The sequence below is a fragment of the Nocardioides palaemonis genome (assembly GCF_018275325.1).
Taxonomy (GTDB): domain Bacteria; phylum Actinomycetota; class Actinomycetes; order Propionibacteriales; family Nocardioidaceae; genus Nocardioides; species Nocardioides palaemonis.
Genome location: NZ_JAGVQR010000004.1, coordinates 660,356 through 680,928 on the forward strand (window position 1 = coordinate 660,356; position 20,573 = coordinate 680,928).

Here is a 20,573-nt window from a genome sequence, read left to right on the forward strand (position 1 = left end):
TCGTCAGTTCCAGCTCAGCTGCGAGCCACCGACGCGGTCGGCCTCGATCTGCTGCTGGTGGCCGGAGTCGAGGTAGGCGCGCATCGGGTCGCCCGGCAGGCCGCGCTCCTCGCGCCACGCGGCGAGGTCGGCGCGCACGTCGGTGTAGAAGGCGTCCATGAAGACCTGGTTGGCCAGCAGCACGTCGCCGGACTCGCGGGCGGCGTCGAGCGCCTCGGTGTCGAGCAGCAGCGCGCGGGCGGTCATCTCCTGCACGTTGAGCACCGAGCGGATCTGGCCGGGGATCTTGGCCTCGATGTTGTGGCACTGGTCGAGCATCAGCGCGACGTTGTTGGGCGTGCCGTCGGCCTGGTTGCCGAAGCCGCCGCCGCGGACCACCTCGACCATGATCCGGAAGAGCTGGAACGGGTCGGCCGCGCCGACGATCAGGTCGTCGTCGGCGTAGAAGCGGCTGTTGAAGTCGAAGGAGCCGAGCTTCCCGAGCCGCAGGAGCTGGGCGACGATGAACTCGATGTTGGTGCCCGGCGCGTGGTGGCCGGTGTCGAGGCACACCATCGCGCGTTCGCCGAGGGCGGCCACGTGGGCGTACGACGTGCCCCAGTCCGGGACGTCGGTGTGGTAGAACGCCGGCTCGAAGAACTTGTACTCCAGCACCAGCCGCTGGTCCTCGGAGAGCTGGTCGTAGATGGTGCGCAGGCCCTCGGCCAGCCGGTCCTGGCGGGCGCGCATGTCGCCCTGGCCGGGGTAGTTCGTGCCCTCGGCGAGCCAGATCTTGAGGTCGCGCGAGCCGGTCCGGTTCATCACCTCGATGCACTCGAGGTGGTGGTCGACCGCCTTCTGCCGGATGCGGGCGTCGGTGTGGGTGAGCGCGCCGAGCTTGTAGTCGTCGTCCTGGAAGGTGTTGGAGTTGATCGTGCCGAGCGCGACGCCCTGCTCCTTGGCGTACGCCGCGAGCGCGGCGTAGTCGTCGACGGCGTCCCACGGGATGTGCAGCGCCACCGTCGGGGCGAGGCCGGTGAAGGCGTGGACCGTCGCGGCGTCGGCGATCTTCTCCTCGACGGTGCGCGGGGTGCCGGGCGAGCCGAACACCTTGAAGCGGGTGCCGGAGTTGCCGTAGGCCCAGGACGGGACCTCGATGGCGAGCTCGCCGAGCCGGTCGCTGATCTGGGAGAAGGAAGTCATCACTGGTCCGTCGCTGGTGTCGTGGTGGTGTGGGCGGCGAGCTGGTCCTCGAGGTGGAAGACCTCGGCCAGCTGCAGGAAGCCCTGGTCGGGCAGCAGGTCGAGCTCCTCGAAGAACTCGCCCATCTCGGCCTGCCACCGGGCGTTGACGTCGGTGGCGGCCATGCCGGCCTGGGCCGCGGCGAGGTCTGGGGTCTCGAGGTAGCCCACGAGCAGGCCGTCGTCGCGGAGGAAGAGGGAGTAGTTGTGCCAACCCGTGTCGTGCAGCGCCCGGAGCATGTCGGGCCACACGGCCGCGTGACGCTCGGCGTACTCCTCCATGCGGTCGGGCTTGACCTGGAGGGTGAAGCAGACGCGGTGCATCGTGCCTGGCCTCTCTGGTTGCCGTTGGTCGAGGAGGGCCCTCCGGGGCCCGTCACGAGACCCGGTCAGGGGTCTCGTGACGGGACTTCGTCCCTCCTCGACCAACGAGGTGGTGGTGCGGGGCGAGCTCGACGATCAGAAGTCGAAGTCGGCGATGTTGGACTCGTCGAAGGTGAAGGGCTCGCCGAGCAGGACGGTGCCGTCGGCGCCGACCTCGAAGGTGCCGAGGTCGCCGGCCTCGAAGGAGTCGCCCTCCTCGCCCGAGATGTCGCCGTTGACCAGCGCGGCCGCGGCGTAGGTGGCGAGGTAGCCCAGGTCGCCCGGGTTCCACAGCGCGAACGCCGTCACGGTGCCGTTGTCGACGTACTCGCGCATCTGGTTGGGGGTGCCGAGGCCGGTGAGGGCGACCTTGCCCTTGTACTGGCTGTCGGACAGGTAGCGCGCCGCGGCGGCGATGCCGACCGTGGTGGGCGAGATGATGCCCTTGAGGTCGGGGTGGTTCTGCAGCAACGCCTCGGTCTGGTCGAAGGACTTCTGGTCCTCGTCGTCGCCGTAGACCGTGTCGACGAGTTCGATGTCGGCGTAGTCGGGGTTGTCCGCGAGCTCGGACTCCATCATGTCGATCCACGCGTTCTGGTTGGTCGCGTTGGCCGAGGCCGACAGGATCGCGATCTCGCCCTTGCCGCCGATCTGCTCCGAGATCAGCTCGAGCTGCTTGGCGGCGATGCCCTCGGCGGTGGCCTGGTTGATGAACAGGTCGCGGCAGTCGGGGTTGGTGTCGGCGTCGAAGGTCACGACCTTCACGTCGGCGCTGCGGGCCTCGTCGATCGCGTCGCACAGCGCGTCCGGGTCGTTGGCCGAGAGGATCAGCGCGTTCTTGCCCTGCTGGGCGACGGTGTTGATGTAGGACACCTGGGCGTCGGGGCTGGCGGTGTCGGGCCCGACCTCCTCGAAGTCGGCCTCGAGCTCGTCGGCGGCCTTCTCGGCACCGTCGGTGCTGGTGTCGAAGTACGCGTTGCCGAGGTTCTTCGGCAGCATGGTGATGCTCAGGTCACCGCCACCGCTGCCGCCGGCCGAGCCGCCGTCGCCGCCGTCGTCACCACCGCAGGCGGTGAAGGCGAACGATGCGGTGAGCAGCAGCGCGGCGATGGCAGCAGGCCGCCTCTTCTGGAACTTCATCTGTGTCTACCTCTCGGATGTCTCAGACGCCGGCGGTCGCCGGGTCCTTGCTGGGTGCCTTGCGGGGCAGCCGCGAGCCGGCCCACCCAAGGACGCTGGGGAGGATCACCGAGGCCACCAGGAGGAGGCCGACGATGATGTTGGTGACGTTGACCGTCACCGACTCCAGGCGGAGCGCGCTGGAGATGACGCCGATCAGCACGACCCCGGCGAGCACGCCGTGGAGCCGGCCGCGGCCGCCGAAGATCGAGACGCCGCCGAGCAGCACCGCCGCGATCACCTGCAGCTCGTAGCCCGTGGCGTTGTCACCGCGCGCCGAGCCGTAGCGGAGCGTGAAGTAGATGCCCGCGAGCGCCGAGACGACGCCGGAGAGCAGGAACAGCACCAGCTTGGTGCGGGCGACGTCGACGCCGGTGAAGCGCGCCGCCTCGTCGTTGAGACCGATCTCGTAGACGCCGCGGCCGAAGGTCGAGAAGTGCAGCAGCACCGTGAACGCCACCGCCAGGACCGCGAACGGGATCATCACCAGCGGGATCCGGGTCTCGCCGATCGTGTCGGTGGCGAGGTCGGCCCACCTCTCGGTGAAGTCGGTGATCGCGGTGGTGCCGAGCAGGCCGACGGCGATCCCGCGGAACAGCGCGAGCGTGCCGATGGTGACCGCCAGCGACGGCAGCCCGACGTAGGCGATCAGGAAGCCGTTGAGCGCCCCGCACGCCAGGCCGGCGAGCAGCGCCAGCAGCGCCGCGGTCGGGACCGAGAAGCCCGCGTCGTGGAGCACGCCGAGCAGCACGCTGCTCAGGCCCATGATGCTCGCGACCGACAGGTCGATCTCGCCGGTGATGATGATCAGCGTCATCGGCAGCGCGATGAGCAGGATCGGGGCGATGTCCTGGAGGAGGAACTTCAGCGTCAGGGGGCCGTCGAAGTTGGGCACGTTGGCGAGCGAGTAGAGGACCACCGCGGCGGTCAGGGCGATCACGGCCGTCTCGCGGGTCAGCAGCCAGCGCCGCCACAGCGGCGCCGAGTAGTCGGCGTAGGTCCGGGTGCTCGTCGTGGCACTCATGCGTGGTCCCTCGATTCTGCGAGCTTGCGGGCCTGCCGACGGGACAGGACGCGGTCGAGCACGATCGCGCCGAGGATCAGCACGCCGACCACGGCGCGCTGCCAGAAGTCCTCGATGCCGAGGCTGGGCAGGGCCCGGTTGATGGTGATGAGCAGGAAGGCGCCGATGGCAGCGCCCCAGACCGTGCCGCTGCCACCGAAGATCGCGATGCCACCGATGACCGCGGCGGCCACGGCCTGCAGCTCGATGCCGGAGCCGACGCTCGAGCTGACCGTGCCGTAGCGCGCGGTGTAGAGGACCCCGGCCAGCCCGGCCAGCGCGCCGCTGAGGACGAACGCGGCGAGCAGGCGACGGCGTACGGGCAGGCCGTAGAGGACGGCCGCGTCCGGGTCGGAGCCGATCGCGTAGAGCTCGCGCCCGCCGCGCGCGGTGTGGAGGTAGTAGCCCACCGCGGCGAGCACGACGACGGCGATGAGGGTCAGCACCGGGATGGTGAGGACGGTCTTCGTGCCGAGGGCGAGGAAGTCGCGCGGGAGGTCGCCGGCGTTGATCCGGTCGCTGCCGGCCCAGGTGAGCATGATCCCGCGGTAGATGTAGAGGGTGCCGAGGGTGATCACCAGCGCCGGCACCTTGCCGTAGGCCACGAGCAGGCCGTTGACCAGCCCGAGCGCGGCGCCGAGGGCGAGGCACGCCAGGACCACGACGACGATCGGGAGGTTCGGCTGGTCGACGAAGAGCCGGCCCGTCAGGTACGCCGTGAGCGCCATCGTCGAGCCGACCGACAGGTCGACGTTGCGGGTGATGATCACGACCGCCTGGCCGACCGCCAGGAGCAGCAGGATCGACGGGTTGAGCAGGAAGTTGCGCCAGCCGTCGGAGCTGAAGAGGAAGCCGTTGTTCTTGGTGGTGGCCAGCACGACGACGGCGACCAGCACGAGGAAGATCGACAGCTCGCGCGAGCGCAGGACGGTGGTCAGCGCGCGGCGTCCGGGCGAGAGCCGGCTGGGCTCGACCAGGAGCGCCTCGCCCGTGGAGACCTGGGCGTCCGTGGTGTCGGTGGGGGTGCTCATGAGGCGTCCTCGAGGTGGTGGGTGGCCGCGTGCATCACGGCCTCGGGGGTGGCCTCGGCTCGGTCGAGCTCGGCGGTGATCCGGCCCTCGCAGAGGACGAGCACGCGGTCGGCCATGCCGAGCACCTCGGGCAGCTCGGAGGAGATCATCAAGATCGCCAGCCCCTGGCCGGCCAGCTCGGAGAGCAGGCGGTGGACCTCGGCCTTGGTGCCGACGTCGATGCCGCGGGTGGGCTCGTCGATGATCAGCAGCCGGGGGTCGGTCGCCAGCCACTTGGCGATGACCACCTTCTGCTGGTTGCCGCCGCTCATCGTGGCGGCGGTCATGTCGAGCGCGCTGGTCTTGACCTCGAGGCGTCCGGCCCACGGACCGGCCGCGCGGTTCTCCATCGCGCCCGTGACCAGGCCGGCGCGGGCGATGCCCCGCCGGATGACGGCCGCGACGTTGCCGCTGACCGAGGAGTCGATCACCAGGCCCTGCTTGCGCCGGTCCTCGGGGATGAACGCCATGCCCGCCCGGATCGCGGCGCGCGGGTCGCGCGCCTTCACGATCGTGCCCGACATCGTGACCGAGCCCGAGTCGTAGGCGTCGACGCCGAACACCGCGCGGGCGACCTCGCTGCGTCCGGCCCCCACGAGCCCGGCGAGGCCGACGATCTCGCCCGCCCGGACCTCGAGGTCGACGTCGTGGAAGACCCCGGCGCGCGTCAGTCCGCGGACCTGGAGGACCGGCTCGCCGATCTCGGCGGCGACCTTGGGGAAGAGCTCGTCGACGTCGCGGCCGACCATGAGGGAGACCAGCTCGGAGGGCGTCGTGTCCTCGACGCGGCGGGTGTCGACGTAGGAGCCGTCGCGCATCACCGTGACGGTGTCGCAGAGGGCGAAGACCTCGTCGAAGCGGTGGGAGATGAAGACCAGCGCGCGGCCCTCGTCGCGCAGGCTCCGGGCGACCGCGAAGAGGCGCTCGACCTCGACACCGCTGAGGGCGGCGGTCGGCTCGTCCATGACGAGCAGCCGCGCGTCGAGCGAGATGGCCTTGGCGATCTCGATGATCTGCTGGTCGGCGATCGAGAGGCCCTCGGCGGGACGGCGCGGGTCGATCCGCACCCCGAGCCGGTCGAAGAGGCGCTCGGCCTCGGCGACCATCGCGGCCCGGTCGATGCGCCGCCAGCGGGCGAGCGGCTGGCGGCCCATGAAGATGTTCTCGGTGACCGAGAGGTCGGGGAAGAGCGTGGGCTCCTGGTAGATCACGGCTACGCCGGCCGCCTTGGACTCGGCGGTGGAGCCGAAGTCGACGGCCTCTCCCCCGAGGGCGAAGGTCCCGCCGTCGCGGCGGTGCACCCCGGCGACGACCTTGACGAGCGTCGACTTGCCGGCGCCGTTCTCGCCGATCAGCGCGTGGATCGAGCCCGCGTCCACGCGCAGGCTGCCCGAGCGCAGGGCGACCACGGGGCCGAACGACTTCGAGACGTCGCCCAGCTCGAGGACCGGTGCTGCGGTGGCCATGGTGCTCCTTCGTTGAAAGGTTTCAACGAAAGGTAGGTGAGGGCCGTCACACGTGTCAAGCGTCACTGGGTCACGAATTGGATGCGGATGTCGTACGCTCCGGTCTGCAGCCTTCATCGTTTCAACATCCGAGAGGGGACGGCATGGCACGGGCCCCCTCGGTCAAGGACGTCGCCGCGCGCGCCGGGGTCTCCCTCGGCACGGTGAGCAACGTGCTCAACCGGCCCGAGCGGGTCTCCCCCGCCACCCGCGCCCGGGTCGAGGACGCCATGCGCGAGCTCGGCTTCGTGCGCAACGAGTCGGCGCGCCAGCTGCGCGCCGGCCACAGCCGCACGCTTGCCTACGTCCTGCTCGACGCCCGCAACCCGTTCTTCACCGACGTCGCGGAGGGTGCGGAGCGCGCCGCCGAGGCCGCGGGCCTGTCGCTGTTCCTCTGCCACTCCGACAACCGCGCGGCGCGCGAGAGCGACTACCTCGCCCACCTCGTGGAGCAGCGTGTGCAGGGCGTCCTGGTCACGCCCGTCGACCCGCAGGCCCAGGTCCTCAGCGACGTGCGCCGCAACGGCACGCCGCTCGTCATCGTCGACCGCACCCGCCAGGACGAGGCGTTCTGCTCGGTGGCCGTCGACGACGTCCTCGGCGGGCGGCTCGCCGTCGAGCACCTCGTCGACCGCGGACACACCAGGGTCGCGTTCATCGGCGGGCCCGAGACGATCGGCCAGGTGCGCGACCGCCTCGCCGGCGCCCGCGCCGCGTGGGCCGACGCCGGCCTGCCCGACGACCAGCTCACCGTCGTGACGACCGACGGGCTGACCGTCGTCGAGGGCCGCTCCGCCGGGGAGCGGCTGATGGGGCTGAGCCACCGCACCCGACCCACCGCCGCGTTCTGCGGCAACGACCTGCTCGCCCTCGGCCTGCTCCAGCAGCTCAGCACCGCGGGCCTCTCGGTCCCGGGCGACCTCGCGATCGTGGGCTACGACGACATCGAGTACGCCGCTGCCGCCGCAGTGCCGCTCACGTCGGTGCGCCAGCCGCGCCAGGAGCTCGGGCGCCGGGCCACCGAGCTGGTCCTCGACGAGGCCGACAACCCCGACCACCACCACCAGCAGCTGGTCTTCACCCCCGAGCTCGTCGCCCGGCGCTCGACGCTGGGCTGAGGCCCAACCGCCTCAGGGCTCCGCGACGATCCCGCGCAGGACGTGGTCGAGCAGCTGGTCGGCGAAGGCGACGTCGATGCCGAGGTCGGGGATCAGCAGCCGGTGGTAGCAGGCGCCCCAGAGCTGGTCGACGACCGTCGCGGGGTCGACGCCCTCGCGCACCTGGCCGCGCGCGACCGCGAGCCCGATCCGGTCGACGGCGAGCTGGCGACGCGGCGCCGCGTAGGTGGTGAGGTAGGCCTCCATCAGGGCCGGGTCGCGCTGCGCCTCGCCGATCAGGCCGCGCAGCACGGTGCCGGCCGGCGTGGCGGTCAGCAGCTCGACGAACGCGTGGAGCTGGGTGCGCAGGTCGGCGCCGAGGTCGCCGGTGTCGGGGAAGGCGAGCAGCGGCTCGACGGTGCTGAAGTAGGCGTCGAGCGCGAGCGCGCCCTTGGAGGCCCAGAGCTTGTAGATGGTGACCTTGCTGGCACCGCTCTCGGCGGCGACCCGCTCGATCGTGAAGCCGGTCATGCCCTCCGCGAGCAGCATTCGGCCGGCCGCCGCGAGGACGTCGCGCCGTACCTCGTCGGTGGGGCGACGTCCTCTCGGCATGGGCTCATCCCATCACGGGTGCGAGGAGGTCCGGCAGCCCGATCCGGCGGTAGAACTCCGTCCGCACGCGGTCGCCGACGGCGTTGACCACCTCGGCGCCGTCGTCGGCGGGATCGACGTGGACCCGGAACGGGCGGGTGCCCTTCGGCAGGTCGACCAGCCGGGCGATCGCCCGGGCCACCTCAGTGGGGTCCTGGTCGTCCGGGGCGAGCTCGGCGAGCCGCTCGGCGACCTGGTCCATCAGCCCGGCGTACTCCACCTCGTAGGCCGCGACGACCTCGCCGTCCTCGGCGTGGCCGGCGTTGGCGAAGTGGTTCGTGCCGACGGTGAACGAGCCCGGCACCACGATCGAGGTGTCCACCCCGAACCGGGCCAGCTCGGCGGCATAGCTCACCGCGAGCGCGTCCATCCCGGCCTTCGCCGCGAAGTAGGGCGCGAGGTAGGGCGGGGTCCCGCCGCGGGTGCTCGAGGAGCCGACCCACACGACGAGGCCGTCGCGCTGCGCGCGCAGGTGCGGCAGCACCGCGCGGTTGACGCGCTGGGTCGACAGCACGTTGACGTCGTAGGCCGCGGCGAGCTGATCGGGGGTGAACGCCTCGGTCGGGCCGAGCACCATGTGGCCGGCGTTGTGGACCACGACGTCGATGCGGCCCGACGCGGCCACGACCCGGCGCACCGCCTCGTCGACCGACGCCTGGTCGACGACGTCGAGCTCGACCGGGCGCAGGTCGACGTCGTGCTGGTCAGCGTACGCCGTGGCGTCCGCCGCGGCGCGCTGGTTGCGGCCGGCGAGGTCGCGCATCCCGGCGTGGACGGCGTGCCCGGCGTCGGCGAGGGCGCGCACGGTCATCGCGCCGAAGCCGCTGGAGGCGCCGGTGACGAGGACGACCTTCGCGGTGCTCATGCGATGCCCCCGTTCACGTAGAGGACCTGGCCGTTGGTCCAGCGGGCCGGGCCGGCGAGGTGGGCGACGGTCTCGGCGATGTCCTCGGGCCGGCCGAGCCGCTCGAGCGGAGCCATGGCCGCCAGGCTGTCGACCGCCTCCTGCGGCTTGCCCTCGAGGAACAGCGGCGTCGCGGTCGGACCGGGGGCGACGGCGTTGACGGTGACGTCACGCCCGCGCAGCTCCTTCGCGAGGATCATGGTCATCGCGTCGACGGCGCCCTTGGTGGCGGCGTAGGCCGCGTAGGTCGGCAGCGCGAGGCGCACGACGCTGCTGGAGAAGTTGACGATCGCTCCGCCGCGTCGGACCCGGCGGGCCGCCTCGCGGTTGACGACGAAGGTGCCGCGGACGTTGGTGCGGTGCATGGCGTCGAGCTCGTCGAGGTCGAGGTCGGCCAGCGGCGACAGCTTCATCACGCCGGCGGTGTGGACGAGGACGTCGAGCCCGCCGAGGGCCTCCTCGACCTCGTCGAACATGGCGGCGACCGCTGCCTCGTCGGCGACGTCGGCGCCGACGACGACGGTCGGGACGTCGTGGCGGCGGGCGAGGTCGGCGACCTGCTCGGCGCGGTCACGGTTGCCGGCGTAGTGGATCGCCAGCCCGAAGCCGTCGGCGGCGAGGCGCTCGACGATCGCGGTCCCGATCCCGCCGGAGGCCCCGGTCACCAGGGCGGTGCGGCTGACGTGGGTCATCACGTGCTCCTGTTCGGTCGGTTGTGAACGTACCGTCCATATAATCATAAATGAACGGCGCGTTCAATACCTGCCGGTCAGCACTCGACGACGTTGAGGGCCAGGCCCCCGCGCGCGGTCTCCTTGTACTTGTCCTTCATGTCGCGCCCGGTCTCGCGCATCGTCTTGATCGCCTTGTCCAGCGAGACGTGGTGGGAGCCGTCGCCGCGGACCGCCATCCGGGCGGCGGTGATCGCCTTGACCGAGGCGACGGCGTTGCGCTCGATGCAGGGGATCTGGACGAGCCCGCCGACCGGGTCGCAGGTGAGCCCGAGGTTGTGCTCGATGCCGATCTCGGCGGCGTTCTCGACCTGCTCGGGGCTGCCGCCGAGGACCTCGGCCAGCCCGCCTGCCGCCATCGAGCAGGCCGACCCGACCTCGCCCTGGCAGCCGACCTCCGCCCCCGAGATCGAGGCGTTCTCCTTGAAGAGCAGCCCGATCGCCGCCGCGGTCAGCAGGAAGCGCACGACGCCGTCGTCGTCGGCGCCCGGGACGAACCGGCAGTAGTAGTGCAGGACGGCCGGCACGATGCCGGCGGCACCGTTGGTGGGCGCCGTCACGACGCGGCCGCCCGCAGCGTTCTCCTCGTTGACGGCCAGCGCGTAGAGCGTCACCCACTCCATGGCCTCGAGCGGGTCGGGCACCCCGGCGGTCGCGTCGTGCTCGAGGCGGGCGCGCAGGTCGGCCGCCCGCCGGCGCACCTTGAGCCCCCGGGCAGGACGCCCGTGGTTGCGGTGCCGCGCTCGACGCACTCCTGCATCACCCGCCAGATCGCGAGCAGCTCGCTGCGGACCTCGTCCTCCGGGCGACGCACCACCTCGTTGGCGAGCATCACGTCGCTGATCCGCAGGCCGGTCGCGCGGGTGAGCGCGAGCAGCTCGTCGGCGGTGGTGAAGGGGTGCGGCACGGGGGTGTCGTCGGCCACGACCACCGGGTTGCCGCACTCGTCCTCGTCGAGCACGAAACCGCCGCCGACCGAGTAGTACTCGCGTCGACGCAGCACCGCGCCGTCGGCGTCGAGCGCCTCGAAGACCATCCCGTTGGTGTGGAACTCCAGGCGCTTGCGCCGGTGCATCACGACGTCCTCGTCGGCGTCGAAGGCGATCGGGTGCTCGCCGCCGAGCCTCAGGACCTGCGTGCTGCGCACCTCCTGCACCATCGGGTCGGCCGCGACCGGGTCGACCAGGTGCGGCTGCTCGCCGGCGAGGCCGAGGACGACCGCCTTGACGCTGCCGTGCCCGTGCCCGGTCGCGCCGAGCGAGCCGAACAGCTCGACGTGCACCCGCGCGACCCGAGGGAGCAGGTCGTCGGCCCGCAGCCCCTCGACGAAGAGGTACGCCGCCCGCATCGGCCCGACCGTGTGCGAGCTCGAGGGGCCGATGCCGACCTTGAACAGGTCGAACGCGCTGATGGGCATCCTCGATGATGGGGGCGCGGGCTGCTCCGCCGCAAGGGATTCGTTGCGCTGTACGCAAGGCGTCGCACGATGCGCAACGCGGACATGAAGACTCCCCCGGGGTCTCGGGTCCCCGGGGGAGTCGGAGCCGCCTGTCGGAATCGAACCGACGACCTAGTCATTACGAGTGACTCGCTCTACCGACTGAGCTAAGGCGGCGTGGCTGCCGAGCGCTGCTCGACGGGCCGCGGGCGAGTATACGGAGCGCCGGGCCCGGGACCGAATTCAGGCCGGGCTCACGGCCGGCCCGCGGGCCCGCAGGGGTGTGGTGGGGGTGACTAGGGTCGAGATGACTGTTCAGTCTTCAACGAGGAGGATCCATGCCCACACGCTCCGCTCGTACCGCCTGGAACGGCGGCCTGCAGGACGGCTCCGGCCAGGTCGAGCTCACCAGCTCGGGCGTCGGGACCTACGACGTGTCGTTCCCCAAGCGCGCGGCCGAGGACGCCGGCGGGACCACCAGCCCCGAGGAGCTCATCGCCGCGGCGCACTCCTCCTGCTACGCCATGCAGCTCTCCGCCCTGATCGCCGAGGCCGGCGGCACGCCGCAGGCCCTCGAGGTGACGGCCGACGTCTCGCTGGGCGAGGACAAGGAGGCCGGCGGGTTCAAGCTCACCGGCATCACGCTCACCGTGCGCGGTGAGGTCGAGGGCCTCGACGAGGCCGGCTTCAGGGACGCCGCCGAGAAGGCGAAGGCCGGCTGCCCGGTCAGCAAGGCGCTCACCGGCGTCGACATCACGCTCGACGCCGCGCTGGAGGGCTGAGCCCCGTCGAAGTCCTGTCACGCGACCCGGTCTCGTGACAGGACTTCGTCCTTCCTCGACCAGCGGCCCTCAGCAGGTCGTGCCGTCGTCGGGGACCACCCCGTCGACGAGGTAGTCCTCGACCGTGGTGTCGATGCACTCGTTGCCGGAGTTGTAGGCGGTGTGGCCGTCGCCGTCGCGCTCGACCAGCACGCCGGAGTCGAGCTGGTCGGCCAGCGCGACCGCCCACTTCATCGGGGTCGCCGGGTCGCGGGTGGTGCCGAGCACGAGGATCGGCGCGGCGCCCTCGCCGCGGATCTCGATCGGGTCCTCGGTGGTCCGCGTCGTGCTGCCCCGGCACCCGGTGAGGCCCCAGGCGAAGACGTCGCCGAAGGTGGGCGACGCCTCCTCGAACTCCGCGATCTTCGACGGCACCCGGGCGAACGGGATCGAGGTCGGGTCGTCGAGGCAGTTGATCGCGTAGATCGCCTCCATCGAGTTGTTCTCGTAGGTCCCGTCGGCCTTGCGCGAGGCGTAGAGGTCGGAGAGCTCCATCAGCGCGGACCCCTTGCCCTCCAGCGCGGAGGACAGCGCGGTGGAGAGCAGGAACCAGTAGTCGCGGTTGTAGAGCGGCGCCACGATCCCGTAGAACGCGTTGCCGATCGCGAGCTCGCGGTCGCCGGCCGGGAGCGGCTGCTCCTCGACGTCGTCGAGGAATCCGCTGATCGTGGCCAGGCCCTCGTCGACCGTGTCGCCGAGGAAGCAGTTGTCGGTGGAGTCCAGGCAGTTCTGGACGTAGGCCCGCAGCGCCGTCTCGAAGCCGGCCGCCTGGTCGAGCGCCATCGTCTCGGCGTCGAGCGAGACGTCGACGGCACCGTCGAGCACGAGGCGACCGACCCGCTCGGGGAACAACTCGGCATAGGTCGCGCCCAGCTTGGTGCCGTACGAGGCGCCCAGGTAGGTCAGCTTCTCCTCCCCCAGGGCTGCGCGCAGCACGTCCATGTCGCGCGCCGCCTCGATCGTCGACACGTGTGCGAGCAGCGGACCGGTGTTGGCCGCGCACGCCGCCCCGAAGCCGAGGACGGACGCCCGGTAGTCGGCGACCTCCGCGGCGTCGTCCGGCGTCGGGTCGCCCGCGACGTAGGCGTCGAGCTCCTCGTCGCTCAGGCAGTCGACCGGCGTGGAGCGCCCGGTGCCGCGCGGGTCGAACCCGACCACGTCGTACGCGTCGAGCAGTGGTGCGCGGAAGACCAGCCCGGCCGCCGCAGCGTAGGTCGTGCCGGGGGCGCCGGGACCGCCCGGGTTGACCACCATCGAGCCGACCCGCGCGCCGCGTGCCGGGACGCGCAGCAGCGCGAGGTCGATGGTGTCGCCGGTCGGGTCGGCGTAGTCGACCGGGACGGTGAGGGTGCCGCAGTCCTGCTCGTCGTTGCTCTCGCAGGGCTGCCAGTCGATCCGCTGGGAGTAGATCTCGGCCAGCGCGGGCGACGGTGGCTGCGTCACCGACGCCGGCGGCGGGGTGGTCGGGGAGGGCGTCGGCCGGGCGGCGGGCGCGTCGGAGGAGCCGTCGCCTCCGCCGCGGCCGAGCGAGAGCCCGAGGGCGAGGAACGCCGACAGGGCGAGGGCGAGGACCGCGACCAGCGCGACGACCTTCTTCACGAGCGACCTCCGGGCAGCCGCAGCGCGGTCGCCATCGACTCCAGCGCCAGCTGCGGCGGGACGTTGAACTCCAGCATCTGCTCGCGGGCGGCGAAGACCGCGTCGATCATCCGCAGCAGCTCCTCGGGCGAGGACGCGCGGGCGACGGACTCGACGTCGCCCCGGATCTCCTCGTTGACCAGGTCGCCGGGTGCGCCGACGCGCAGCGCGATCGCGTCGCGGTAGACCGAGACGAGGTCCATCAGCGCCCGGTCGATGACGTCGAGGACGCGTCGCCTGGCCTTCTGCTTCTGCAGCTTCTCCAGCGACGACAGCGCCGCCCGGTAGGCCCGGCTCGAGGTGTCCTTGCGCTCGCTGCCGAAGATCGACTGCAGCGACTCGAGCTCGCGACGCTCGGCCTGCTCGGTGATCGCGGCGGTCTCCTCCTTGGCGATCTCGGCGAGGCTCGTCGCCGCGGTCATCACGGCACCGATCGACGTGAGCCGGGCGGGCAACGAGACCACCTCGCGGCGCCGACGGCGGGCGTCCTCGTCGACGCAGAGCGCCCGCGCCCGGCCGATGTGGCCCTGGCTGGCCCGGGCAGCGAACGACGCGGTGGTGGGCTCGATGCCCTGGCGGACCAGGAAGTCGGTGACCTCGGGGGCGGTGGGGGTGGCGAGGGTGACGTGGCGCGAGCGCGACGCGATCGTCGGGAGCACGTCGGCGCGTGTCGGCGCGCAGAGCAGCCACAGCGTGCGGGGCGTGGGCTCCTCGATCGCCTTGAGCAGCGCGTTGCCGGTGCGGGGGTTCTCCGGCGTGCCGAGCCGGTCGGCGTCCTCGACCAGGATGATCTGCCAGCGCCCGATCGAGGGGAACTTGGCCGACGCCTGCACCAGCTCGCGCATGTCGTCGACGTAGAGCACGGTGGTCTCGGAGCGGACCAGCGTCACGTCGGGGTGGGAGCCGCTGGTGACGAGGCGGCACGCCTCGCACGCACCGCAGCCGGTGCCGTGCTCGCACTGCAGGGCCGCGGCGAAGGCGCGCGCGACGTTGGAGCGACCCGAGCCGGGCGGACCGGTGAACAGCCAGGCGTGCGTCATGCCGTGGCCGGCGACGGCCTGCTGGAGCAGGTCGATGACCGGGCGCTGGCCGACGAGGTCCTCCCAGACGGTCACGCGCGGCCCATGCTCTGCTCGACCCGCGTCCGGACGGCGGCCGCGATCTCGTCGATCGGGGCGCGCGCGTCGAGGACGAGGTAGTGGTCGGGGTCGGCGGCCGCGAGGTCGAGGAAGCCCTGCCGGACCCGCTGGTGGAACTCCAGGGACTGCCCCTCGATCCGGTCGCGCTCCTCGAAGCGCCCCAGCCCGGTCTCGGGCTCGAGGTCGAGCACGACGGTGAGGTGGGGGCGCAGGTCCCCGGTGGCCCACCGGGCGACCGCCTCGACCTCCGCGACGGCGAGCGTGCGGCCGGCGCCCTGGTAGGCCAGCGTCGAGTCGACGTACCGGTCGGTGATGACCACCTCGCCGCGGGCGAGGGCCGGCAGCACCACGTGGTCGACGTGCTCGGCCTTGTCGGCGGCGTAGAGCAGTGCCTCGGTGCGGTCGGAGAGGTCGCCGGTGGCCGGGTCGAGCACGATCCGGCGCAGCTCCTTGCCGACGGCGGTGTCGCCGGGCTCGAAGGTGAGCAGGACGGTCTCGCCGCGCTCGACGAGCCAGTCGCGCAGCAGGCGCGACTGGGTCGACTTGCCGGCGCCCTCGCCGCCCTCGAAGCAGACGAAGAGCCCGCGGTCGGAAAACACCCCTGGGTTCACGCGGACACCCTACGGGCGCGGTGGGACAGGGGCGCTGGTCAGGACCGGCGGACCTTGATCGTCCGCTTCGCCAGCACCTTCTTCGACCCCTTCGCCGTGAGCTCGACGCGGACCTTCACGACCTTCCCGGGACGCAGTCGCTTCAGGCCCTTCTTCGACAGCGCCACCGTGACCTTGGCCTTCTTGCCCGGCTTCACGGCGTACGCCCTGGCCTTCCCCAGGCTCTTGCCGCCCCTGGCCAGCTCGAGACCGACGCGTCCGCGGCAGCCTCCGGCGGTGCCCTTCGGGCACTTCACGGGGACGACGACCTTGCCGCGCCGGACCGGGGTGACGCCCTTGACCTTCGGGATCGTGCCGACCGACGCAGCGCCCGGCGAGGGCGGCTCGGTCGTGCCGGGCGCGATCATCGTGACCCCGTCGCCGAGGTCGATGTTGGTCGTCGCGAGCTGGTCGGTGGTGACCCGGACGATCGCGTTGTTCTTCGCGTCGGTGAACCAGATCGCGCCGTCGGCGGCGAACGTCAGCGAGGTCGGCTCGTAGTTGCCGACGGACGCGATCGCGCCGACCCCGCCCGCCGAGATGTGGCCGATGCCCGGGGCCGCGCCGGCGTTGGTGAACCACATCTGGCCGTCGGGGCCCTTCACGAGGTCCTGCGGTGCGGTGCGCGAGCCGGTCTTCCAGATCTGCGTCGCCCCGCTCGCGGCGTCGAGGTAGCCGACGGAGCCGCTGCTGGGGCTGGTGAAGATGGTGCCGCTGCTGCTGCGGGTGAACCAGATCGACCCGACCGGTCCCGCCGCCAGCGCGTTGGGGTACGTCGCGTCGCTCGGCAGCGGGTAGGTGGTGCCGCTGTTGGCGTCGGGGCCGACCTTGACGACCGTGTCCAAGCCGCCGCCCTGGCACCACATCGTCCCGTCCGCGGCCTCGCCCAGCACGTCCTCGCACTCGGGAGCGTTGGCGGTCCAGCTGTAGGGCTGGCCCGGCACGATCCGGACGATCCCGGATTCGTCGTAGTTCATGGTGATCCAGGCGGCGCCGTCCGGCCCGACGCGGACCGCACCTCCGTACGGGTAGGCGCCGAGCCCGTAGCCGGTGGCGTTGCCGGTGGTGGGGTCGATGCTTGCGGCCTTCCAGCCCGAGTCGTAGACGACCCAAACCTTGCCGTCGGGCGCGACGTCGAGGTCCATCACCCGGCTGTCGTCAGTGGTCTGGGCACCGAGGCCGTACTCGGTGATCTGTCCACCGGGCGTGATCCGGCCGATCTTGTTGGTGTCCTCCTCGACGAACCACATGGTGCCGTCGGGCGCCGTGGTGATCCGTCCGAGCCCGGCACTGCTGGTCGGGACCGGGTAGACGGTGACCGCGGCCTGCGCTGGCGAGGTGGTGGTGAGGACCAGCAGCGGGCTGGCGAGGAGCACCAGCGCAGCGGTGCGGGCGGTCAGGGCAGTGGCGGCCATCAGGTCGTCGCTCTCTTCCGCGGCGGCGCGATCCCCCCATGGTCACGCGTCCCGCCGTGGTGTCCACCTAACCAACTCCGGCCCGGTTCAAACACCGACCGAGGGATGAAACCGGTCAGCGCTCAGCCGGCCCGGCCGCCGCCGAACAGGACCAGCGCGAGCAGGAGAGCCCACCCACCGGTGAGGCGTCGACGGCCGGGGCGCGGGCGCGGCATGCCGAGCGGTCCGCCGAGGACGACGAACGCCAGCGCGCCCACCGGCCCCCGAGCACCACGAGCCAGCCCCACGCCCAGCGGGTCGCGCGCCAGGGCGCCGGCGCACCGACGAGGACGAGGAAGGTGGCGAACCAGACCGCGAGGTACGCCCCCACGAAGGGACCGGGGGCTCGCCATTCCCGACCGGTCCAGGAGAACGAGGTCGCCGACGGGTGGCCGACCTGCTGCTCGACGCGCGCTCCCAGGTCCTCCAGGTACGCCACCGGGTCGCCGTAGATCCTGTTGCCTCGCGCGGGCGCCGCGGAGAGCCGGGGCCGCACCACGGCGTCGGCGTACCGCCGGATCCCGTGGTCGCGCCACGACAGCGTGACCGGGATGCGGGCGCCGGCGTCGTGGTCGGGCTGGAGCAGCACCACGTCGACCACCGACCCGTCCCGGACACCGCGCTCGAGGTCACCGAGGGTCCGCTGCTCCTGGGCCACGAAGAGCGCGGCCGTCAGCACCGCGAACCACGCCACGACGAGCGCGAGGCCGGTCAGCCGCCAGCGCCGGTCGAGCCACTCGTCGCGCCCGGACGCCGACGGAGCCGGCAGCGTGGTGGTGACCTCCATGGCCAGAGGATAGGGCTCCGTACGAGCGGCCGACAGTGGAGCGTGCGGCCCGACCTACCGGCCCGGCACTCCACCCTCGGGTCAGGACTTCTTGGCCGCCGTCTTCTTCGTCGTCTTCTTGGCGGCCGTCTTCTTCGCCGTGGTCTTCTTGGCAGCCGTCTTCTTGGCCGCCGTCTTCTTCGCAGGAGCCTTCTTCGCGCCCTTCTTGGCCGCCTTCTTCGCCGGGCCGCGCTCACGCCGCTCGGCGAGCAGCTCGGCAGCACGCTCGAGGGTGATCGACTCGACGGTGTCGTCCTTGCGCAGCGTGGCGTTGTACTCGCCGTCGGTGACGTACTCGCCGAAGCGGCCGGCCTTCACGATGACCGGCTGGCCCGAGACCGGGTCGTTGCCGAGCTCCTTGAGCGGCGGGGTGGCCGCGCCGCGGCCGCGCTGCTTGGGCTGGGCGTAGATCGCCTTGGCCTGGTCGAGGGTGATGTCGAAGATCTGGTCCTCCGACGTCAGGCTGCGCGAGTCGGTGCCCTTCTTCAGGTACGGCCCGTAGCGGCCGTTCTGGGCGGTGATCTCGGTGCCGTCCTCGTCGGTGCCGACGATCCGCGGCAGGTCGAGCAGCCGGACCGCCTGCTCGAGCGTCACGGTGTCGAGGGTCATCGACTTGAAGAGCGAGCCGGTGCGGGGCTTGGCGCTCTTGGGCGCGTCCTCGGGCAGCACCTCGGTGACGTAGGGGCCGAAGCGGCCGTTCTTCGCGACGATCTGCAGGCCGGTGTCGGGGTGCTCGCCGATCACCTGCTCCTCGCCGGCCGGGTTGGCGAGCAGCTCCTTGGCCTTGGCCACGGTGAGCTCGTCGGGCGGCAGGTCGTCGGGGACGTTGGCGCGCACGGGCGCGGCGTCACCGCCGTCGGGACCGGGGCCCTCGACGTACGGCCCGTAGCGGCCGACCCGCAGGTCGATGCCCTCCCCGATCGGGAAGGTGGCCATCTCCTTGGCGTCGATGTCGCCGAGCTCGGTGACGAGGGTCTTGAGCCCGATGACGTCGCCGCCGCCGTAGTAGAACTCGCCGAGCTCGGTGACCCGGTCGCGGCGACCGCCGGCGATGTCGTCGAGGACGTCCTCCATCGACGCGGTGAACTCGTAGGACACCTGGCGCGGGAAGTGGTCCTCGAGCAGGCGCACGACCGAGAAGGCCAGCCACGCCGGCACCAGGGCGGTGCCCTTCTTGTAGACGTAGCCGCGGTTGAGGATCGTGCCGATGATCGAGGCGTAGGTCGACGGGCGACCGATCTCGCGGTCCTCGAGCTCCTTGATCAGCGTGGCCTCGGTGTAGCGGGCCGGCGGCTTGGTCTCGTGGCCCTCCGGCGACAGCGTGGCGGCGGAGACGGCGGCGCCCTCGGTGAGGTTGGGCAGGCGGGTCTCGGCGTCGTCGCGGCGCTTGGAGGCGTCGTCGATGTCCTCGACGTAGGCCTTGAGGAAGCCGTGGAAGGTGATCGTGCGGCCGCTGGCGCTGAACACCACGTCGCGGCCGTCGGCGGCGGCGCCGCCGAGGCGGATCGTCACCGAGTTGCCGGTGGCGTCCTTCATCTGGGAGGCGACGGTGCGCATCCAGATCAGCTCGTAGAGGCGGAACTGCTCGCCCGACAGGCCGGTCTGGGCGGGCGTGCGGAAGGTGTCGCCGGCGGGGCGGATCGCCTCGTGCGCCTCCTGGGCGTTCTTGACCTTGGAGGTGTAGGTGCGCGGGGAGTCGGGGAGGTACTCCGCGCCGTAGAGCTCGCGGACCTGGTCGCGGGCCGCGCCGACCGCCGCGCCCGACAGGGTCGTGGAGTCGGTACGCATGTAGGTGATGTAGCCGTTCTCGTAGAGGCGCTGCGCGACCGACATGGTCACGCTGGCGCTCATCCCGAGCTTGCGCGAGGCCTCCTGCTGGAGGGTGGTCGTGCGGAACGGCGGGTAGGGCGAGCGGCGGTAGGGCTTGGACTCGACCGAGCGGACGGCGTACGACGTGTCGGCGAGGCCGGTGGCGAGCGCCTCGGCGTCGGCACGGCTGAGGTGGACCCGCTCGGCGCGACCCTTGAGCTCACCGGTGTTGTCGAAGTCGGCGCCGCGGGCGACCCGGACGTCGTCGACGCTGTAGAGCTTGGCGGGGAACATCCGCGGGTCGTGGCCGGTGCCGGCGTCGAAGGTGGCGTCGAGGTCCCAGTAGGAGGCGACCTTGAACTTCATCCGCTCGCGCTCGCGGTCGACGACGAGGCGGGTCGCCACCGACTGCACGCGGCCGGCGGACAGGCCGGACATGACCTTCTTCCACAGCACCGGGGAGACCTCGTAGCCGTAGAGGCGGTCGAGGATGCGGCGCGCCTCCTGGGCCTCGACGAGGTCGTCGTTGATCTCGCGCGGGTTCTCGACCGCGGCCAGGATCGCGGGCTTGGTGATCTCGTGGAAGACCATCCGGTGGACCGGCAGGCCCTTCGGCGGCTTGAGCTCGTCGAGCAGGTGCCACGCGATGGCCTCGCCCTCGCGGTCCTCATCGGTGGCGAGGTAGAGGGCGTCGGCGTCCTTGACCAGCTTCTTCAGCTTGGAGATGTGGCTCTTCTTGTCGCGGGGCACGACGTAGTAGGGCTCGAAGCCGTTGTCGACGTCGACCGCGAGGCGGCCCCACGGCTTGTCCTTGATCTTGGCCGGGGTGTCCGCCGCGTTGTTCGGGAGGTCACGGATGTGACCGATCGAGGACTCGACGACGTAGTCCTTGCCGAGGTAGCCGCCGATGGTGCGGGCCTTGGCAGGCGACTCGACGATGACGAGCTTTGCCACTTCTTTCACTGCTCCCTCTTGGTGCTGGCCGAGATGGGCTCGGCGCGGCAACGGTAGCGCC

Annotated in this window: 17 protein-coding genes, 1 tRNA gene and 1 pseudogene; 2 read left to right on the top strand and 17 right to left on the bottom strand. The window is 71.7% G+C overall.

The window, feature by feature from the left end:
* Positions 1 to 3 precede the first annotated feature (3 nt).
* The 6 genes from rhaI to KDN32_RS18875 all read right to left on the bottom strand — a co-directional run bounded on the left by rhaI (position 4) and on the right by KDN32_RS18875 (position 6,361).
* Positions 4 to 1,182 carry an L-rhamnose isomerase gene (gene rhaI / locus KDN32_RS18850; protein ID WP_211733771.1) on the bottom strand — a complete coding sequence of 393 codons (1,179 nt, stop codon included), beginning with the start codon at positions 1,180 to 1,182 and terminating at the stop codon, positions 4 to 6.
* Entirely contained in the window at positions 1,182 to 1,544 is a 363-nt protein-coding gene (locus KDN32_RS18855; RefSeq protein ID WP_211733772.1) for an L-rhamnose mutarotase, read from the bottom strand. The genes rhaI and KDN32_RS18855 overlap by 1 nt, the downstream gene beginning before the upstream one ends.
* A 135-nt stretch (positions 1,545 to 1,679) precedes the next feature.
* Positions 1,680 to 2,723: a rhamnose ABC transporter substrate-binding protein gene (gene rhaS, locus KDN32_RS18860; protein ID WP_211733773.1), complete on the bottom strand. Its 1,044-nt coding sequence runs from the start codon at positions 2,721 to 2,723 to the stop codon at positions 1,680 to 1,682.
* A 22-nt stretch (positions 2,724 to 2,745) separates the two neighbouring features.
* On the bottom strand, positions 2,746 to 3,786 hold the full coding sequence (locus KDN32_RS18865; protein ID WP_211733774.1) for an ABC transporter permease: 1,041 nt from the start codon (positions 3,784 to 3,786) through the stop codon (positions 2,746 to 2,748).
* Positions 3,783 to 4,856 (bottom strand): ABC transporter permease, encoded by a 1,074-nt coding sequence (locus tag KDN32_RS18870; RefSeq protein ID WP_211733775.1) that lies wholly within the window; start codon positions 4,854 to 4,856, stop codon positions 3,783 to 3,785. The genes KDN32_RS18865 and KDN32_RS18870 overlap by 4 nt, the downstream gene beginning before the upstream one ends.
* Positions 4,853 to 6,361: a sugar ABC transporter ATP-binding protein gene (locus KDN32_RS18875; RefSeq protein ID WP_211733776.1), complete on the bottom strand. Its 1,509-nt coding sequence runs from the start codon at positions 6,359 to 6,361 to the stop codon at positions 4,853 to 4,855. Before KDN32_RS18875 ends, KDN32_RS18870 begins: the two co-directional genes overlap by 4 nt.
* A gap of 143 nt (positions 6,362 to 6,504) precedes the next feature.
* Between KDN32_RS18875 and KDN32_RS18880 the strand changes: the two genes are divergently transcribed.
* Positions 6,505 to 7,518 (top strand): LacI family DNA-binding transcriptional regulator, encoded by a 1,014-nt coding sequence (locus KDN32_RS18880; RefSeq protein ID WP_211733777.1) that lies wholly within the window; start codon positions 6,505 to 6,507, stop codon positions 7,516 to 7,518.
* 12 nt (positions 7,519 to 7,530) lie between these two features.
* On the opposite strand, the gene KDN32_RS18885 is transcribed toward KDN32_RS18880, so the two are convergent.
* The 5 genes and pseudogenes from KDN32_RS18885 to KDN32_RS18905 form a co-directional block, all read right to left on the bottom strand.
* Positions 7,531 to 8,109, bottom strand: a complete 579-nt coding sequence (locus KDN32_RS18885) for a TetR/AcrR family transcriptional regulator (protein WP_211733778.1) — start codon at positions 8,107 to 8,109, stop codon at positions 7,531 to 7,533.
* A gap of 4 nt (positions 8,110 to 8,113) precedes the next feature.
* Positions 8,114 to 9,013 (bottom strand): SDR family oxidoreductase, encoded by a 900-nt coding sequence (locus tag KDN32_RS18890; RefSeq protein ID WP_211733779.1) that lies wholly within the window; start codon positions 9,011 to 9,013, stop codon positions 8,114 to 8,116.
* Positions 9,010 to 9,744, bottom strand: a complete 735-nt coding sequence (locus KDN32_RS18895; RefSeq protein WP_211733780.1) for an SDR family oxidoreductase — start codon at positions 9,742 to 9,744, stop codon at positions 9,010 to 9,012. The genes KDN32_RS18890 and KDN32_RS18895 overlap by 4 nt, the downstream gene beginning before the upstream one ends.
* A gap of 77 nt (positions 9,745 to 9,821) precedes the next feature.
* Positions 9,822 to 11,200 (bottom strand): annotated as a pseudogene (locus KDN32_RS18900) (L-serine ammonia-lyase).
* A gap of 125 nt (positions 11,201 to 11,325) precedes the next feature.
* Positions 11,326 to 11,398: transfer RNA gene (locus tag KDN32_RS18905), tRNA-Thr, on the bottom strand.
* A gap of 161 nt (positions 11,399 to 11,559) precedes the next feature.
* Here KDN32_RS18905 and KDN32_RS18910 point away from each other — a divergent pair.
* Positions 11,560 to 12,003, top strand: a complete 444-nt coding sequence (locus KDN32_RS18910) for an OsmC family protein (protein ID WP_211733781.1) — start codon at positions 11,560 to 11,562, stop codon at positions 12,001 to 12,003.
* Between the two features lie 69 nt (positions 12,004 to 12,072).
* Here KDN32_RS18910 and KDN32_RS18915 read toward each other — a convergent pair whose 3' ends face one another.
* The 6 genes from KDN32_RS18915 to topA all read right to left on the bottom strand — a co-directional run bounded on the left by KDN32_RS18915 (position 12,073) and on the right by topA (position 20,512).
* Entirely contained in the window at positions 12,073 to 13,641 is a 1,569-nt protein-coding gene (locus tag KDN32_RS18915; protein ID WP_307854220.1) for an alpha/beta hydrolase, read from the bottom strand.
* Positions 13,638 to 14,795: a DNA polymerase III subunit delta' gene (locus KDN32_RS18920; RefSeq protein WP_211733782.1), complete on the bottom strand. Its 1,158-nt coding sequence runs from the start codon at positions 14,793 to 14,795 to the stop codon at positions 13,638 to 13,640. Before KDN32_RS18920 ends, KDN32_RS18915 begins: the two co-directional genes overlap by 4 nt.
* A complete protein-coding gene (gene tmk / locus KDN32_RS18925) occupies positions 14,792 to 15,430 on the bottom strand; it encodes a dTMP kinase (RefSeq protein WP_211733783.1) in 639 nt (212 codons plus the stop codon). Before tmk ends, KDN32_RS18920 begins: the two co-directional genes overlap by 4 nt.
* Before the next feature lie 38 nt (positions 15,431 to 15,468).
* A complete protein-coding gene (locus KDN32_RS18930) occupies positions 15,469 to 16,884 on the bottom strand; it encodes a Vgb family protein (protein ID WP_211733784.1) in 1,416 nt (471 codons plus the stop codon).
* A gap of 115 nt (positions 16,885 to 16,999) precedes the next feature.
* On the bottom strand, positions 17,000 to 17,710 hold the full coding sequence (locus KDN32_RS18935) for a hypothetical protein (protein ID WP_211733785.1): 711 nt from the start codon (positions 17,708 to 17,710) through the stop codon (positions 17,000 to 17,002).
* Between the two features lie 81 nt (positions 17,711 to 17,791).
* Complete coding sequence (topA, locus tag KDN32_RS18940) at positions 17,792 to 20,512, bottom strand: type I DNA topoisomerase (protein WP_211733786.1); 2,721 nt, start codon at positions 20,510 to 20,512, stop codon at positions 17,792 to 17,794.
* Positions 20,513 to 20,573 lie beyond the last annotated feature (61 nt).